We start from the raw sequence: 15,656 nt of genomic DNA, 5'->3' as shown, positions 1-15,656 counted from the left end.
TTATTTAAACGTCATACGTTTTAGAGTGCCATCTTTATTCACAAATGTATGTTTGAGGACAGCAAGAATATGAAGTCCCAATAAGACAAGAAGAATAATGCCAATAATCTCATGAGCATTTTTAAAGATATCTCTCATAGCATCATCTCCCAAACCTTCAGCTAATGGGATACCAAACCACTTAATGCCATATTTACTATAGAGTGCCATCGCTGCACCAGATACAGGCACTAAAATCATAATAAGGTATAAAGCATGATGGGTAGCATTCGCTAATTTTTTCTCCCAAGCCTTCATCGTTTTAATAAGGGCTGGTGCTGGATGTGTCAGTCTCCAAAAAACTCTAAACGCAATTAGACCTAAGATTGTGATACCGAGTGATTTATGAAGATTAAAGTAAAATGTGCGAGGAGAGACTTCTTCACTCAATTGCCATGTATAAAAACCTAAATCAAATAAATCAAAACTCATAGCTTTAGGAGCTTCTTTCGGCAAGTCCTCCATATACCAGCCAAATAAAAACATAAAAATAATGCCAAAACCAATAAGCCAGTGCAAAATAATCGCGGTCTTTGTATATTTTGTGGATGCTGTTGCCATAATAAATTCCTTATATTTAGTAAAGCTTAACTTCTATTCTAACGCACTCAAAAATATTGAGCATACTTAAATCATTTTAATGATAACCATGATTGATAACAATATGTGACATAGATCAATATAAAAAAAGCAGCCTTGATGGCTGCTTTTTTAAATATCAATGAATCTTATTTGCGCTTTTTTGTTTTAGTTACATTATCAAGTGCAAATGTGGTGACAGGATTTTGCATTAAAACAATCAGGCCGCCTGTAATTGCTAAATACTGAAGCGCTTGTTGGAGTGGGATGAGATATACAGGAGAAGGTAAGATGGTGAATGTATATAAATAAGACAATGCGTTAATGAGTGTATATATAGTTAACACAAGCGCAGTTAATCTTGTTTTAAAGCCTACAAAAAGAGCTAAACCACCTAAAAGTTGCACAATGACTGAGATCGGTGCAAAAATACCTGGAAGACCATGACTCATCAATCCGTTTTGGTAAGCAATATAACCATCCGGTGTATTCATAATGCCGTTCAGTGAAATGAGAATAGATACAAGAAAAATTTGTGCAATAAATACACGTGCAATAGCAGGTAAAAATTTATTCATACAATCCTTAAATATAAATATATAGAAAACACATCATGCCTCTAACAGTATTAAGATGCAAGCATTTCACCTATGGAAAATAATCTGAAAGTTGAGGTCGTAAAATGGATAGATGGGTATGATTCGCTCACCATGATTCGTGAAAAAGTATTTATTGAGGAACAAAAAGTGACGTCTCAATTAGAGTGGGATGGCATGGATAAAGAGGCGATTCATTTCTTAGCATTTAAAGATGAAAAGGCTATCGGATGTGCGAGAGCTCTTGTAATTGAATATTGTATGCAATTAGGACGCATCGCTGTCTTAAAAGAATATCGTGGAGATGGTATTGGAAGTGCCTTAATAGAAAAGGCTATGACGACAGCAAAACTTAATCAACTCTCAGCGATTTATATCAGCGCCCAATGTCATGCGATCGATTTTTATAAAAAATTTGGATTTGAAGTGACGAGCGATATTTATTTGGACGCAGAGATTCCACATCGAGATATGACATTAAATTTTTAAAAGTATTTTCTTAATGATCGAGGGAATGGCTGCGCCTTCAATATGATTTAACGAGAGCCAAGTGTGTGGGATTTTGGAGTGCTGCGATTTGGTTTCAAGGATGCTATAAGTAATATCAAGTTTAAAATGCGTGAACGTTGTTGAGGCTTTTAAATCTTTTTCTAGCAAACTTGCTTCTAATCCAAAGTTTTTTTTCACCCATGTTTTAGGTGTGATTGATGTATTTTCATACTGAGGTAGCGACCAAAGCCCTCCCCATATGCCACTTTGAGGACGTTTAACAAGCAAGATCTCATCGTGATGTTTGATGATTATCATATGGGTAGATTCTGTAGGTATCTTTTTTTGAGGGCGAGGGGTGGGTATGAGATGGACTTTGCTCTTTTGAAATGCGAGGCATGTTTTATTTAGAGGACATAAGTTACATTGGGGTTTTTTATTGCATAAGATCGCCCCTAAATCCATAAGTGCTTGTGTGTAAGTGTCGATGTTTTTATTTGGAAGAAGTGATTCTGCGTAATGCCATAATTTTTTTTCTGTTTTAGGTAAGCCAGTCCACTCCGAAATTAAAAAATAACGACTTAAAACGCGCTTTACATTGCCATCAAGAATCGCTTTCTTTTGATTAAATGAGAATGCAGCAATGGCACCTGCGGTTGAACGGCCAATCCCAGGTATCTTCATCATCATGTCAAACTCAGATGGAAAATTACCCTCCATCCTTTCCATAATCATTTGTGCACCTTCATATAAAAAACGTGCACGTCGGTAATATCCCAAACCACTCCATAATTGCATGACCTCTTCTTCATTGGCATGAGCTAATGCCTTGATTGTCGGAAATTTTTTCATGAAGCAATTGTAATAATCAATGACGGTTGTAACTTGTGTTTGTTGCAACATGATTTCAGAGACCCAAACTGAGTAAGGATTTTTAGATTGTTGCCAGGGTAAATGGTGCCGACCTGACTTGGCATGCCAAGCAATTAAAAGGTCAGCAAATGATTTCATGAAACAAGTTGATGGAGCCAGTGACTAAAATTATGCATACCTTCTAGCCCTAAAAGATAAAGACCTATAAAAAATGCAGCAAAATAAAGGATGGTAAAAAGAATCCAAAAAAATGCGATTAAAATAAAAAATCCATCTTTATGGAGTTGTCCTAATGCACAAAATACAATGGCAAGGCCAGGAAAAAAATTATTTAAAGGGAGTATGCCAAAAGGTACTGCCATGAGTACACCTGAGAGAATGAGAATGAAAGCTTCAATTCTAATGCCTAATGAGCCTCGAATTAATAAAGCTAAACGAGGCCTTGTAAACTTTTCAGTCCATCGAATAATTTTAATGGCAGCATTTGTAATACGTCGCCAATTGTCAGCACTTAGAACAATCTCGTTTATTTTCTGAGGCAAATGCGGAGCGGTATATCCCTTTATAATTTGCCAGCCAAAGGCAGCGAAAGTAACACCCCCTAATACACTGATAGGCCCCACTGGAAAGGGCTGCATAAAAGGTAGTGCCAATAAAAAACTGATGAATGAAAATCCAAAATGATTGAGCGCTGATAATCCTTCTTCGATGCTAACCGATTGACGTTCCGCTTTCTTGGCTATGCCATGGAGTTTTTGAATGAGTGCTTGATGGTTAGACATGATCACCCACTAAAATAAATAAAAACGATGATACCTAAAATAATGCGATACCAGGCAAAAACAATAAAGGTATGTGTGGCGACAAAACGAATAAAAAGTTTAATGACAGCATAAGCACTTAAAAATGCAGTGACAAAACCAATTGCAAAAATAGGTAAATCTTGCAAAGTTAAATCTTGGAAATTTTTGAGTAAATCAAATAGTGAAGCTGCTGCAATGACAGGAATCGCAAGATAAAAAGAAAATTCAGTGGCTGTTTTACGATTTAATCCTGTAAGCATGCCACCCATGATTGTTGCAGCAGCTCTTGATACGCCAGGAATTAATGATAAACATTGTGCACAACCAATTTGAAATGCTTGCATCATGCTAATATCGTTTGTGGTTTTTGTATTGATTTTTAAGGGACGTTTTTCAATTGCCATCATCACTATGCCACCTAAGATGAGAGCGAGTGACACATAAAGTGGCGAAAATAAATAAGCTTTAATCGCTTTATGAAATAAAAGGCCTAAGATTGCTGCTGGTAAAAATGCAATGAAGAGACGTAATACAAAGTTTTTTGAAGTTTTATCATGAAGTGCATTGCTTGCAACTTTGAAAAGTGTTTTGCGATATTCGACGACAATTGCCAAAATCGATCCTAACTGAATAAAGATCTCAAAAACATTAGCAGACGTTTGGTTAAATTTTAAAAGTTCAGCTGCAATAATTAAATGGCCCGTAGAGCTCACAGGTAAAAATTCGGTAGCTCCCTCGATGAGGCCTAGAATGAAACTCGAAAAATAAAGTGAGAGGTCCATTTATGTTTTTTGGTAGATCTCAACACCCTTTTTAATGAACTCAATCGATTTTTCTTCCATACCTTTTTTCAAGGCTTCATCTTCCTTCATGCCTTTAGATGCCGCATAGTCTCTGACATCTTGTGTGATTTTCATGGAACAGAAATGTGGACCACACATGGAGCAAAAGTGCGCTTGTTTAGCACCTTCTTGCGGCAAGGTTTCATCGTGGAATTCTTTTGCTTTTTCTGGATCCAATCCTAGATTAAATTGATCTTCCCAGCGAAATTCAAAACGGGCTTTGGATAGTGCGTTGTCACGGATTTGCGCGCCTGGATGACCCTTAGCAAGATCAGCCGCATGCGCTGCAATCTTATAAGTGATAATGCCGACTCTTACATCTTCTTTGTCAGGTAAACCTAAATGCTCTTTAGGTGTGACGTAACATAACATCGCACATCCATACCAGCCAATCATCGCGGCACCAATACCGGATGTGATGTGATCATAACCTGGAGCAATGTCGGTGGTCAGTGGACCTAATGTATAAAAAGGAGCTTCACCGCAATGCTCAAGCTGAAGATCCATATTTTCTTTAATGAGGTGCATTGGCACATGTCCTGGGCCTTCAATCATACATTGCACATCATGTTTCCACGCAATTTGTGTGAGCTCACCTAAAGTTTTAAGTTCTGCAAACTGGGCTTCATCATTTGCGTCATAAATAGAACCAGGTCTTAAGCCATCACCTAAACTAAAGCTGACATCATAAGCTTTCATAATTTCGCATATTTCTTCGAAATGTGTGTAGAGGAAAGATTCTTTGTGATGTGCTAAACACCATTTCGCCATAATCGATCCGCCGCGACTCACAATACCAGTCATACGTTTTGCAGTCATCGGTATATAACTTAATCTCACACCCGCATGAATCGTAAAATAATCGACACCTTGTTCTGCTTGTTCGATGAGTGTGTCTTTAAAAATTTCCCAAGTAAGATCTTCAGCTTTGCCATCTACTTTTTCGAGCGCCTGATATATTGGGACAGTACCGATGGGTACCGGACTATTACGAATAATCCATTCACGTGTTTCATGAATATTTTTTCCTGTTGATAAGTCCATCACGGTATCCGCACCCCAACGTGTACCCCAAACCATTTTTTCAACTTCCTCACTGATACTAGAGCCTAGTGCCGAATTGCCGATGTTGGCATTAATTTTCACTAAAAAATTACGACCAATAATCATGGGCTCTGTTTCAGGGTGATTAATATTGGCAGGAATAATGGCGCGACCGCGTGCCACTTCATCTCTTACAAATTCAGGCGTGATAAGTTTAGGAATAGCTGCACCGAAATCATGACCTGCATGTTGTGTTTGTAATAAAGCAGACATATCTTCGCGTCTTTGATTTTCTCGAATGGCAATGTATTCCATTTCAGGCGTAACAATCCCTTGTTTAGCGTAATGCATTTGCGACACATTTTTACCTGTCTTGGCCCGTCGTGGCTGCCTTAATAAATTAAAACGCATTTTGGTGAGATCAGGATTTGTTTTGCGTTCATGTCCGAAGACCGATGTAGGACCGTCTAAAAATTCAGTGTCATTTCTTTCATCAATCCATTGGGATCTTAATGATGGAAGTCCATTACGAATATCAATTTGATAATCAGGATCTGTATAAGGGCCTGAAGTGTCATAAACCATGACTGGTGGATTTTTTTCAGCACCAAAAGATGAAGGCGTATCGGATAAAGATATTTCTCTAAAAGGAACTTTTAAATCAGGACGTGAACCCGCGACATAGACTTTTTTAGATTTTGCAAAAGATTTGAGCGCTTCAGGATCGAGAGACGCTGTTTCATTTAAAAATTGATCAATATTTTTTTTTAATTGTTTATCGGTCGCGTTCATGAATTACTCCTTAAATTTTTTGTCATACCGTAAGGAGTCTTTTAGAGGACTGCATTCCCTACGGCGGTATTACCCGCATCAGGTTCAAAGGGTTTTTCTCACCACTTTATAAAGTGGACCCCTAGCACCCCATAAAATTACGCGAAACCCCTGTGAAATGCAAGTTAGATTTATATTTAATCTATATCAAAATGATGAACTTTTCTTTGGTTATAATGTGAACATGACAATGAATGCCATTGAACAACATCGCTTTAATATGATTGAGCAGCAAATCCGGACCTGGGAAGTCTTAGATCCCGAGGTGCTTAATTTGCTTCACCAAGTACCGCGTGAAAAATTTGTACCGACTGAATATCAAGGGGTAGCTTTTGCGGATACTGAAATTCCTTTGTATGAGGATGTATGCATGTTGGCGCCTAAATTAGAAGCAAGACTCATTCAATCTTTATCACTTCAAAAAAAAGAGCATGTCTTAGTGGTGGGCTCTGGAAGCGGCTACCTCTCAGCACTGACCGCAAGTTTAGTTAAAAGTGTGGTATCAGTCGACATCAATCCTTATTTCACAAAACTTGCTAAACAAAACTGTCAAAACATAAAACTTAACAATATTGAATTTGTAACTGGTGATGGCTCATTGGGCTGGTTAAAAAATCAACCTTATGATGCTATTTTATTTGCAGGCTCACTACCTCATCTACCGTTAAGTATTCGAAATCAATTAAATGTGAATGGAAGGCTCTTAGTCATTTTAGGAGAAGCACCCTCGATGCATGCAACTTTAATTACAAGATTGAACGATCAAGATTTTGAAGAGGAAATTTTATTTGAAACGGTTGTGCCTTCTTTGCAAGTGAAACATGAAAATACATTTGTATTTTAATTTCTAATGATTAATGATCAACTTTTAAGTCAAGTGGTGGTAATTGATATCCAAGACAAGCTTGTGGATGTCATGCCTAAAAGTGAAATTAAAAAAGTTATTGATACATCAAGCATTCTCATTCAAGCAGCAAAAATTTTAGAAGTGCCTTGTCTTTATACGGAGCAATATCCGAAAGGCTTAGGCGCCACAGTCAAAAAGTTAAAATCATTATTACCCCATCCTGCCATCGAAAAAAAGGTATTCTCATGCCTTGATGAATCTAAATTTAAAAGTGCTTTAGTGAAATCAAGACCACAAATTATTTTATGCGGATTAGAAACACATATTTGTATTTTGCAAACAGCATTAGCTTTAAAAGCGGCAGGCAAAGAAGTCTTTGTGGCGGAAGATGCAACACTCTCAAGATCGAGCCTTCATCACCAAAACGCGATCGCGCGATTAAGATCTGAAGGTATTGTGATTACGAATATAGAGTCCGTGATTTTTGAATGGTTGCGCGTGGCTGACGGCGATCAATTTAAAGCGATCGCCAAACTTATTAAATCATAGATTTAATTTCATTTACGATTTTTAATGTTACACCCTGATGCGCAAGCATGATTTCTCCACAGGCTTTCTTCATTTTTAACTGAGAGGAAGATTTAAGCATGTGAGGTAATACTTTTTCTAATTCATCCAATGTTTGAATTCTCAATCCTGCACCTTTGCGAATAGCTTCATTCGATACATCATAAAAGTTATAGGTATGAGGACCTAAAATTACAGGCACCCTCATAGCCATGGATTCAATAAGATTCTGTCCGCCATAAGGCAATATTGTGCCACCCATGAGTGCAATATTCGCTATGTTGTAATAACTGTACATCTCACCCATAGAGTCGCCTAAAATAAATTGGTAAGGTTTATTTTTGATTTTTTTGTCACTGCGCTTAATAAATGACACACGATATTTTTTTAACATCAGCTCAACCTCTTTAAAACGTTGCGGATGTCGCGGCACAAAAATTGTGACGAGATTTTTATATTGAAGCTTTAATAAGCTCTGCAAAATAATCTCTTCTTCATCTTGTCTTGAACTTGAAATCAAAAGTACTAACTGATGTTTTAAATGTAAGTGTTTTTTGAGTGCTGCACTTTGTTTATTTGTATCACGCGGAGGAGCTACATCAAATTTTAAATTACCCATCACTTCAACGTTTTTTGCGCCAAGCGCTTCAAAGCGTTTTGCATCGTTCCTTGTTTGCGCGAGTATACTTTTTAGTTCTTGAAGCGATGGCTTCACAAGAAACGAAATTCTTTTATAAAGTTGAAAAGATTTTTCAGACAAACGCGCATTCACTAAATAAAGTGGAATAGATTGTTGAAAAGTCTGATGAATCAAATTAAACCAAAGCTCTGTTTCAAGTAAGAGTCCGATTTCTGGTTTAAAGGTATTTAAAAATCTTTTTGTGGCACCCGGCGTATCAAAAGGAAGATAGATACGGTTAATTCGAGAATCTTTAATATCAATTGAAGTCGCTCGCCCTGTCGGCGTGCCATGCGTGATGAGCAAATAATGACGCGGATATTTTTTTAAAAAAAGTTTAATCAATGGAATGGCAGCTTTTGTTTCGCCTACAGAAACAGCATGAATCCAAAGTATTTTTCGTTTACTCCAGATTTGTTTTGTAGAAGCGCTATAAAAACCATATCGCTCGCTCCAATATTTTAGGTAGTCAGGCTGCCTAAAACCTCGGTAAATCAGCTTAAAGCAGGTGAATGGGAGAAGAAAATAGACTAAAAGACTATAGAAAAAGCGAATCATGCCGATATTTTCGCATAAACCATCTTGATGAACTTGTGTTTAATTTATTTTTAAAGAAAGGTCTTGCTTAAGTTTTAAAAATTAAACTCGAAAAATGGGGGTTAACTTTTGCCCTAAATTTGTGCATATATTTCAATTGACGGACTACTAGGTCATGGATAATATGTTTAAAAAACCACTATATGTTGTGGTTTTAGGCAAAAATACCATCTAGCACCAAATTTAGTAAATAAAGAATAATTCAGGGGAAATTCATGCTCAAAGCTGTTCGTCCAAAGCCCACATTAAGTGACCATCAAGACCACGAAATACCGATTCAAGATGTTTCACTCGATATCTGGGACAAAAAGTATCGTTTGAAATCAAAACAGGGCGAGCACGTTGATAAAAATATCGATGATTCCTTTATACGTGTGGCAAGAGCTCTAGCGGATGTTGAAATTCCAGCTAAAAGAGAAGAATGGTATGAAAAATTCCTATGGGCTTTAAGACACGGCGCTATCCCAGCAGGTCGAATTACTTCGAATGCGGGTGCCTTGGAGCATAAGCCAGCAACTTCAACAATTAATTGCACGGTATCTGGCATCGTAGAAGATAGTATGTCTGGCATTTTAGATAAAGTGCATGAAGCAGGACTCACCTTAAAAGCAGGTTGTGGTATTGGCTATGAATTTTCGACCTTAAGACCTAAAGGTGCTTTTGTAGCCGGCGCAGGGGCTTATACTAGCGGCCCACTTTCGTTTATGGATATCTACGACAAGATGTGTTTCACCGTATCATCTGCTGGTGGACGTCGCGGTGCACAAATGGCAACTTTCGATATTGCTCACCCAGATGTCACTGACTTTATTAAAGCAAAACGTGAAAACGGTCGACTCCGTCAATTTAATCTTTCATGCTTAATCACTAAAGAATTTATGGAAGCAGTCAAGGCAGACAGCGATTGGAAAGTCGCATTCCCTGTCACAGAAAAAGAATCTATCGTGGATGGTTTAAATGTGAATGACGAAAGCCAAGTGGTTTGGAGAGAGTGGCCTGTCAAAGGTAAATACCTCACTAAGGCTGAGGGCATTGACGCAGGTAAAGTGGCATGTCGAGTTTACAAAACGATTAAAGCAAGACGTTTGTGGGACATCATTATGTCATCTACTTACGATTTTGCTGAGCCTGGTTTTATTTTGATTGATCGCGTGAACGAGATGAATAACAACTGGTTCTGCGAAAACATTCGTGCGACCAACCCATGTGGCGAGCAACCGCTCCCGCCTTATGGTGCTTGTTTATTAGGTTCCGTAAACTTAACAAAATTTGTTAAAAAACCTTTCACTGATGAAGCATTTTTTGATTGGGCTGAATATAAAGAAGTGATTGCGATCTTTACACGCATGTTAGATAACGTAGTTGAAATTAATGGTCTTCCTTTAGAAGAGCAACGTAAAGAAATTATGCGTAAACGTCGTCATGGTATGGGTTATTTAGGCTTGGGTTCATCACTCACGATGCTTAAGATGAAATACGGTGATGATGCTTCTTTGAAATTCACTGAAGAAGTGAGCCGTATTTTGGCTGAGGTGGGTTGGGAAGCAGGGATTGATTTAGCCGATGAAAAAGGTGCAGCCCCTATTATGGAAGAAGAGTTTGTAGTGACAGCCGACATGTTAGCTAAGCGTCCAGAGATGGCAGCTGATGGTATTAAAGTAGGTGCTAAAGTGAAAGGCAAAGTGTTGCTTGGTAAATATAGTCGCTATATGCAGCAATTCCCTGAAGGCCTACGCAACAAGATTGCTAAACAAGGTGTGCGTTTCACGCACCATAGTTCAATCGCACCGACAGGTACGATTTCATTATCTTTAGCTAATAATGCAAGTAACGGTATTGAACCTTCTTTTGCACACCATTACAGTCGTAACGTGATTCGTGAAGGCAAGAAATCAAAAGAAAAAGTGGACGTCTATTCTTACGAATTATTAGCGTATCGCGAATTAATTAATTCAAAGGCAATGCCATTTTCTGAAGAAGAAGATGAAAAATTACCGGATTACTTTTTAGATTCTTCAACGATTCAAGCCAAAGCACACGTCGATATTCAAGCGGCCTCACAAAAGTGGATTGATAGTTCGATTTCTAAAACCATCAATGTCCCAACGGATTATGATTATGAGGATTTTAAAAATATTTATTTATACGCATATGATAAAGGCCTTAAAGGTTGTACAACATTTAGATTTAATCCAGAGGCTTTCCAAGGCGTATTAGTGACAGAAAAAGATTTAGAGAACACCACTTATAAATTTACTTTAGACGATGGCTCTCAAGTTGAAGTGAAGGGTAACGAAGAAATTGAATATGATGGCGAGACCCATTCAGCAGCGAATCTTTACGATGCGTTAAAAGAAGGTTATTACGGTAAGTTCTAAGACTTAAGAAATTAAAGGAAAATAATGGCAATTAAAATTGAAAAAAAAATCGTAGGTTATAACGTTGTTTCTGAAGAAGATAAAGCGAATGCGCTAACCCAGAAAGAAAACCAAAACGTTGTGCAACTAGGCGAGCCTCTAGGCCGTCCTGAAAAAATTACAGGCTCCACTTATAAAGTGAAAACACCTGTGACTGAGCACGCACTTTATATCACAATCAATGACATCATCATGAATGAAGGCACACCGCAAGAACATCGCAGGCCTTTTGAAATTTTCATTAACTCAAAAAACATGGATCACTTCCAATGGATTGTAGGTTTGACGCGTGTGATGTCTGCTGTTTTTAGAAAAGGTGGCGATTTGACATTCTTGGTCGAAGAGCTTCATAGCGTATTTGATCCTAATGGCGGCTACTTTAAAAAAGGCGGTAAGTACGTGCCGAGTTTAGTGGCTGAAATTGGAGAAGTGGTTGAACAACATTTAATCGATATTGGTATGCTTAAAAAAGCATTGCCTGATGAACATCAAAAAAAATTGATGGAGGAAAAGCGTGCTGAATACATGGAAAAACATTCTGAAGAAATTGATAGCACAGGATATCCAAAAGGCTCACAACTTTGTAGCAAATGCCAAACGAAAGCAGTCATCATGATGGACGGATGTCTTACATGCTTAAGTTGTGGTGATAGTAAATGTGGTTAAAGTTTTGTCTTTAAGGAACTAAGAAGCTTAGTTCCTTATCTATGCAAGAAATTCAATTGAAAGCCCTCATATCATGCATAGAATAGTTTTTTTCTTATTTTTAATTTCTCATATAGTTCTTGCAGCGCCTTCTGATGAAGCAACTTTTGCTGTGTCACCCTCAGTGGTGAAGGTGCATGTAATTGATCAAAAAGGCAATCATGGAGTAGGTTCCGGTATTGTGGTTGCTGAAAATCAAGTAGCAACCAATTGTCATGTAGTGGCCAATGCGCAAGGAGTCCAAATTGGCAAGTTAGGTGAGGCTTTCTCCCCTGTGAGCATGAAAGCAGATTGGCGCCACGATTTATGTATTCTTCAATTTAAATTTTTAGATGTAAAGCCAGCAGCGCTTGGCGATACACAAAAACTCACTTATGAACAATCAGTATTTTCTAAAAGCTTTGGAGGCAATGCCGTGAAGCCAATTATGTCTTTTGGTAGCATTAAAGGCTTATATGCCTTAGATAGTGAAAATATTATTCAGTCTTCCGCAGGTTTTGCGATGGGGGCATCCGGTGGTGGTCTTTTTGATGACGACGGTCGTTTGATAGGACTGACTACATTTAAAAGTCCAGGACGACATGCTTATTATTATAGTATTCCTGTAGAGTGGATTAAGCGTTTGTTGCATCAAGGTAAAGATATACAACTTACAGCTCAAACTGAACTCCCTTTTTGGGATGCTCCATTTGATAAAAGACCCTATTTTATGCAGTCTTACGATGCAGCCCGTGAAGGTCAATGGGAACGATTAAAAACTATTACAGCGCTTTGGCTTAAAAGCGAGCCACAATCGAGCGAAGCGATTTTTAGTAATGCGATAGCATATTTTGAATTAAAAGATTTTGAGACGGCCAAAAAACAATTGAGTGATGTGGTTAAAAAAAATCCACGTCATGCACAAGCACAACTTTATTTGTTAAGGTTAGCGAAACTCAATCATGACGATCATGAAGCGCATGCAATTGAAATACTACTAAGTCAATTAGACGAATCCTTATTGAAAGAATCCCAATGAAAAAGATGTTTAAAAAAATCACCATATTATTTTTGTCATCCTTAGTTTCAAGCTGTGGCAGCATAAAGATGCCTGAGGTAAATTTACCTGCGCTTAACGGTGATTATCGTGAACTCTCAACTGCTCCCCAAGGCGCTTCTTTGTATCAGTGCGAAAAAAATAAAAAGTTTTATATAAAAGCACTCGAAGGGGGTAAAGAAATGTGGATTATTTTCCCGAATCGTGAATTTGGCTTAAAACAAGTAGACGCCCTAAAAAATACTTATACCAATGAGTCGACCACTTTAGAGATTAATGATCCTGAGACTTTTATTAAAGAGGGTGATGTTTTAACCTATCAAAAATGTCAGATACAAAAGTTAAAATAGCTACTTGCGCTTCATAAAAACGAGGCGTACATTAAAGGTTTATCACCATTTGATTTTTTAAGGGAGAGTCTTATGGATAATAAGTATGGTCTTGGAAGTGACAAAGTATCTGCGGAGATTCATGATCGCCATCAGAAAGCTTCGAGTTGTTTTAAGTGCCAGGCAATTCATTTGCAATATTGTCCCACCATGGAAGATCATCAATGCGTGGATTGTGGTGAATGGCAAAATGACGCTCCTTTAAATTACTCGACAGGCCGAAGTTCAGAGTACTAAAATTCAGTTTAAACTCGCTTTGAATGAAGTAAAATAAGGGCTTCCGTTTTTCTATTAACCCCTTATGAAGCTTAGGATGAAGCATGTTAATTCAATCAGAATTCGTTGATTTAAATACCCCTACAGGCATTATGCGTACTTATGTGCATAAACCTGTCACGCATAAAAAGACCCCCGCGATTCTCTTTTATTCAGAAATTTTTCAGCAAACAGGCCCGATTGAACGGGCAGCTAAAATCATTGCAGGTCATGGATTCACCGTTTTGGTACCTGAAGTTTTTCATGAGTTAAACCCAATTGGGACGGTACTAGCTTATGACGATGCAGGACGAGACAAGGGTAATGCGGACAAATCAGCAAAAGACGTTGAAGGTTATGACGCAGATAATCAAGCGATGATTGCATGGATTAAAAAACAACCTTGGTTTTCAGGCTCTATTGGAGCTATGGGTTTTTGTATTGGTGGGCACTTAGCTTTTAGAGCGGCACTTCAACCCGAAATTGAAGCAACGGCATGTTTTTATGCAACAGACTTGCATACCCATGTGATTCCAAATAAACCTAATCAGCATTCTATGGATCGCTTAAAAGACATCAAGGGCGAGCTTCTTATGATTTGGGGTAAACAAGACAACCATATTCCAGAACAAGGACGTAAAGCCGTTTATGAGAAAATGGTTGAAGCTAAATTAGTATTTACGTGGCATGAGTTTAATGGCCAGCATGCCTTTATGCGTGACGAAGGTGAACGCTACGATCCTGAATTAGCACTCTTAGGTTACGACTTAGCTTTAAAACTTTTCCAACGTAAACTTGCTTAAACGCAATCTGAGATTGACTCGAGCCAACGTTTACGACGAAGCTTTTCATCGATAGTTAATTCAATCGGCGCGGTTTTCTTTTCCAATGAGATCAAATGATCTGTCTCGTCTTTGTTCTGAGGCAACGTATTCAGCGAATCTGTATTATAATTTTGCATATAGCTTTTCCTTTTGGGATTGTATTTAATTCCATGGAATTGTGTTCCATAGAATTACGACTCTAAATTTATTTAAAAATTCAATGTTTGATGAATAAAGATACATCTATGAATCTTAAAATTAACGGTAATATAAAATCTTTTGATGACACTTCGATGACAATCGAAGGATTAGTCATGCAACTTAATCTTTTGGGTAAACGTATTGCAATTGAAAAGAATGGCATGATTATTTCAAAATCTGAATTTCAAAAAATCACGCTCCAAGATGGCGACCAACTAGAAATTGTCGGCGCGGTAGGCGGTGGTTAAGATGACACAAAAAAAAGATTCACTTTTTATCGCGGGCAAAAGTTACCAATCAAGACTATTGGTTGGCACTGGAAAGTATAAAAATTTTGAGGAAACAAGACTCGCAATTGATGCGAGTGGCGCTGAAATTATTACAGTTGCGATTCGTCGAACTAATATTGGTCAAAATGAAGGCGAACCCTCCCTTCTTGATTTTGTCCCGCCCGATCGGTTTACTTATCTTCCTAATACGGCAGGTTGTTATTCAGCCGATGATGCAGTAAGAACGCTTCGTTTGGCGCGTGAATTATTAGATGGCCATACGCTTGTAAAGTTAGAAGTCTTAGGCGACCCTAAAACACTTTATCCCAATGTAATTGAAACTTTAAAAGCTGCAGGAGTTTTGATCAAAGAAGGTTTTGATGTGATGGTATACACGTCAGATGATCCGATTGTGGCAAAAGAACTTGAAAATATTGGTTGCTGTGCCATCATGCCTTTAGCTTCTCTCATTGGTTCTGGCATGGGGATTTTAAATCCATGGAATTTACAAATTATTATTGAGCATGCAAAAGTCCCTGTTTTAGTCGATGCAGGCGTTGGTACCGCTTCAGATGCTGCGATTGCCATGGAATTAGGTTGCGAAGGCGTCCTTATGAATACAGCAATTGCAAGTGCGAATGATCCAATCATGATGGCAAGTGCTATGAAAAAAGCTATTGAAGCTGGGCGCGAAGCATATCTTGCAGGACGAATGGCTAAGAAATTATATTCAGCATCACCTAGCTCCCCGTCGCAAGGCATGATTTCCTAATC

The 15,656-nt window shown here is 38.0% G+C and carries 19 protein-coding genes and 1 riboswitch; of the genes, 11 read left to right on the top strand and 8 right to left on the bottom strand.

Annotated features, from left to right (window positions below):
• Complete coding sequence (locus tag FIT79_RS06375; RefSeq protein ID WP_139868660.1) at positions 1-600, bottom strand: cytochrome b; 600 nt, start codon at positions 598-600, stop codon at positions 1-3.
• 167 nt (positions 601-767) lie between these two features.
• Positions 768-1,196, bottom strand: coding sequence for a DoxX family protein (locus FIT79_RS06370; protein ID WP_139868658.1), 429 nt, complete (start codon positions 1,194-1,196; stop codon positions 768-770).
• Positions 1,197-1,268: 72 nt separating this feature from the next.
• On the opposite strand from FIT79_RS06370, the gene FIT79_RS06365 reads away from it, so the two are divergent.
• Complete coding sequence (locus FIT79_RS06365) at positions 1,269-1,703, top strand: GNAT family N-acetyltransferase (RefSeq protein ID WP_139876022.1); 435 nt, start codon at positions 1,269-1,271, stop codon at positions 1,701-1,703.
• Here FIT79_RS06365 and mutY read toward each other — a convergent pair.
• The 4 genes from mutY to thiC are packed head-to-tail and all read right to left on the bottom strand — an operon-like array spanning position 1,692 to position 6,057.
• Positions 1,692-2,714, bottom strand: coding sequence for an A/G-specific adenine glycosylase (gene mutY / locus FIT79_RS06360; protein WP_139876021.1), 1,023 nt, complete (start codon positions 2,712-2,714; stop codon positions 1,692-1,694). The two genes, FIT79_RS06365 and mutY, sit on opposite strands and share 12 nt — an antisense overlap.
• A complete protein-coding gene (locus tag FIT79_RS06355; RefSeq protein ID WP_139876020.1) occupies positions 2,711-3,358 on the bottom strand; it encodes an exopolysaccharide biosynthesis protein in 648 nt (215 codons plus the stop codon). Before FIT79_RS06355 ends, mutY begins: the two co-directional genes overlap by 4 nt.
• Before the next feature lie 2 nt (positions 3,359-3,360).
• Positions 3,361-4,161 carry an undecaprenyl-diphosphate phosphatase gene (locus FIT79_RS06350; protein WP_139876019.1) on the bottom strand — a complete coding sequence of 267 codons (801 nt, stop codon included), beginning with the start codon at positions 4,159-4,161 and terminating at the stop codon, positions 3,361-3,363.
• Positions 4,162-6,057 (bottom strand): phosphomethylpyrimidine synthase ThiC, encoded by a 1,896-nt coding sequence (thiC, locus tag FIT79_RS06345; RefSeq protein WP_139876018.1) that lies wholly within the window; start codon positions 6,055-6,057, stop codon positions 4,162-4,164. It lies immediately after the preceding gene.
• A 37-nt stretch (positions 6,058-6,094) separates the two neighbouring features.
• Positions 6,095-6,190, bottom strand: a riboswitch (TPP riboswitch).
• A 24-nt stretch (positions 6,191-6,214) separates the two neighbouring features.
• Between thiC and FIT79_RS06340 the strand changes: the two genes are divergently transcribed.
• Positions 6,215-6,940, top strand: coding sequence for a protein-L-isoaspartate O-methyltransferase family protein (locus tag FIT79_RS06340; RefSeq protein WP_223259634.1), 726 nt, complete (start codon positions 6,215-6,217; stop codon positions 6,938-6,940).
• A 6-nt stretch (positions 6,941-6,946) separates the two neighbouring features.
• A complete protein-coding gene (locus tag FIT79_RS06335) occupies positions 6,947-7,492 on the top strand; it encodes an isochorismatase family protein (RefSeq protein ID WP_139876017.1) in 546 nt (181 codons plus the stop codon).
• Here FIT79_RS06335 and FIT79_RS06330 read toward each other — a convergent pair.
• The gene (locus tag FIT79_RS06330) at positions 7,482-8,747 is read right to left on the bottom strand and encodes a 3-deoxy-D-manno-octulosonic acid transferase (RefSeq protein WP_139876016.1); all 1,266 of its coding nucleotides are present in this window, start codon (positions 8,745-8,747) and stop codon (positions 7,482-7,484) included. The genes FIT79_RS06335 and FIT79_RS06330 overlap by 11 nt on opposite strands.
• A gap of 254 nt (positions 8,748-9,001) precedes the next feature.
• Here FIT79_RS06330 and FIT79_RS06325 point away from each other — a divergent pair, with 254 nt between their 5' ends.
• From FIT79_RS06325 to FIT79_RS06300, 6 genes are all read left to right on the top strand, one after another.
• Complete coding sequence (locus tag FIT79_RS06325; RefSeq protein ID WP_139876015.1) at positions 9,002-11,164, top strand: adenosylcobalamin-dependent ribonucleoside-diphosphate reductase; 2,163 nt, start codon at positions 9,002-9,004, stop codon at positions 11,162-11,164.
• 24 nt (positions 11,165-11,188) lie between these two features.
• Positions 11,189-11,869, top strand: coding sequence for a TSCPD domain-containing protein (locus FIT79_RS06320; protein ID WP_139876014.1), 681 nt, complete (start codon positions 11,189-11,191; stop codon positions 11,867-11,869).
• Positions 11,870-11,942: 73 nt separating this feature from the next.
• Positions 11,943-12,926, top strand: a complete 984-nt coding sequence (locus FIT79_RS06315) for a S1 family peptidase (protein WP_139876013.1) — start codon at positions 11,943-11,945, stop codon at positions 12,924-12,926.
• Positions 12,923-13,294, top strand: coding sequence for a hypothetical protein (locus FIT79_RS06310; RefSeq protein ID WP_139876012.1), 372 nt, complete (start codon positions 12,923-12,925; stop codon positions 13,292-13,294). The genes FIT79_RS06315 and FIT79_RS06310 overlap by 4 nt, the downstream gene beginning before the upstream one ends.
• 72 nt (positions 13,295-13,366) lie before the next feature.
• Positions 13,367-13,570, top strand: coding sequence for a hypothetical protein (locus FIT79_RS06305; protein WP_139868637.1), 204 nt, complete (start codon positions 13,367-13,369; stop codon positions 13,568-13,570).
• 83 nt (positions 13,571-13,653) lie between these two features.
• Entirely contained in the window at positions 13,654-14,391 is a 738-nt protein-coding gene (locus FIT79_RS06300) for a dienelactone hydrolase family protein (RefSeq protein ID WP_139876011.1), read from the top strand.
• Here the strand turns inward: FIT79_RS06300 and FIT79_RS06730 are convergent.
• Complete coding sequence (locus tag FIT79_RS06730; RefSeq protein WP_189644856.1) at positions 14,388-14,549, bottom strand: hypothetical protein; 162 nt, start codon at positions 14,547-14,549, stop codon at positions 14,388-14,390. The two genes, FIT79_RS06300 and FIT79_RS06730, sit on opposite strands and share 4 nt — an antisense overlap.
• A gap of 108 nt (positions 14,550-14,657) precedes the next feature.
• Here FIT79_RS06730 and thiS point away from each other — a divergent pair, with 108 nt between their 5' ends.
• Positions 14,658-14,861: a sulfur carrier protein ThiS gene (gene thiS / locus FIT79_RS06295; RefSeq protein ID WP_139868633.1), complete on the top strand. Its 204-nt coding sequence runs from the start codon at positions 14,658-14,660 to the stop codon at positions 14,859-14,861.
• Between the two features lies 1 nt (position 14,862).
• Positions 14,863-15,654, top strand: coding sequence for a thiazole synthase (locus FIT79_RS06290; RefSeq protein WP_139876010.1), 792 nt, complete (start codon positions 14,863-14,865; stop codon positions 15,652-15,654).
• Positions 15,655-15,656: the final 2 nt, after the last annotated feature.

Source organism: Candidatus Methylopumilus universalis (genome assembly GCF_006365315.1).
Lineage (GTDB): Bacteria > Pseudomonadota > Gammaproteobacteria > Burkholderiales > Methylophilaceae > Methylopumilus > Methylopumilus universalis.
Note: the sequence above shows the minus strand (reverse complement) of the source record. Positions and strands in the feature narration are given on the sequence as shown.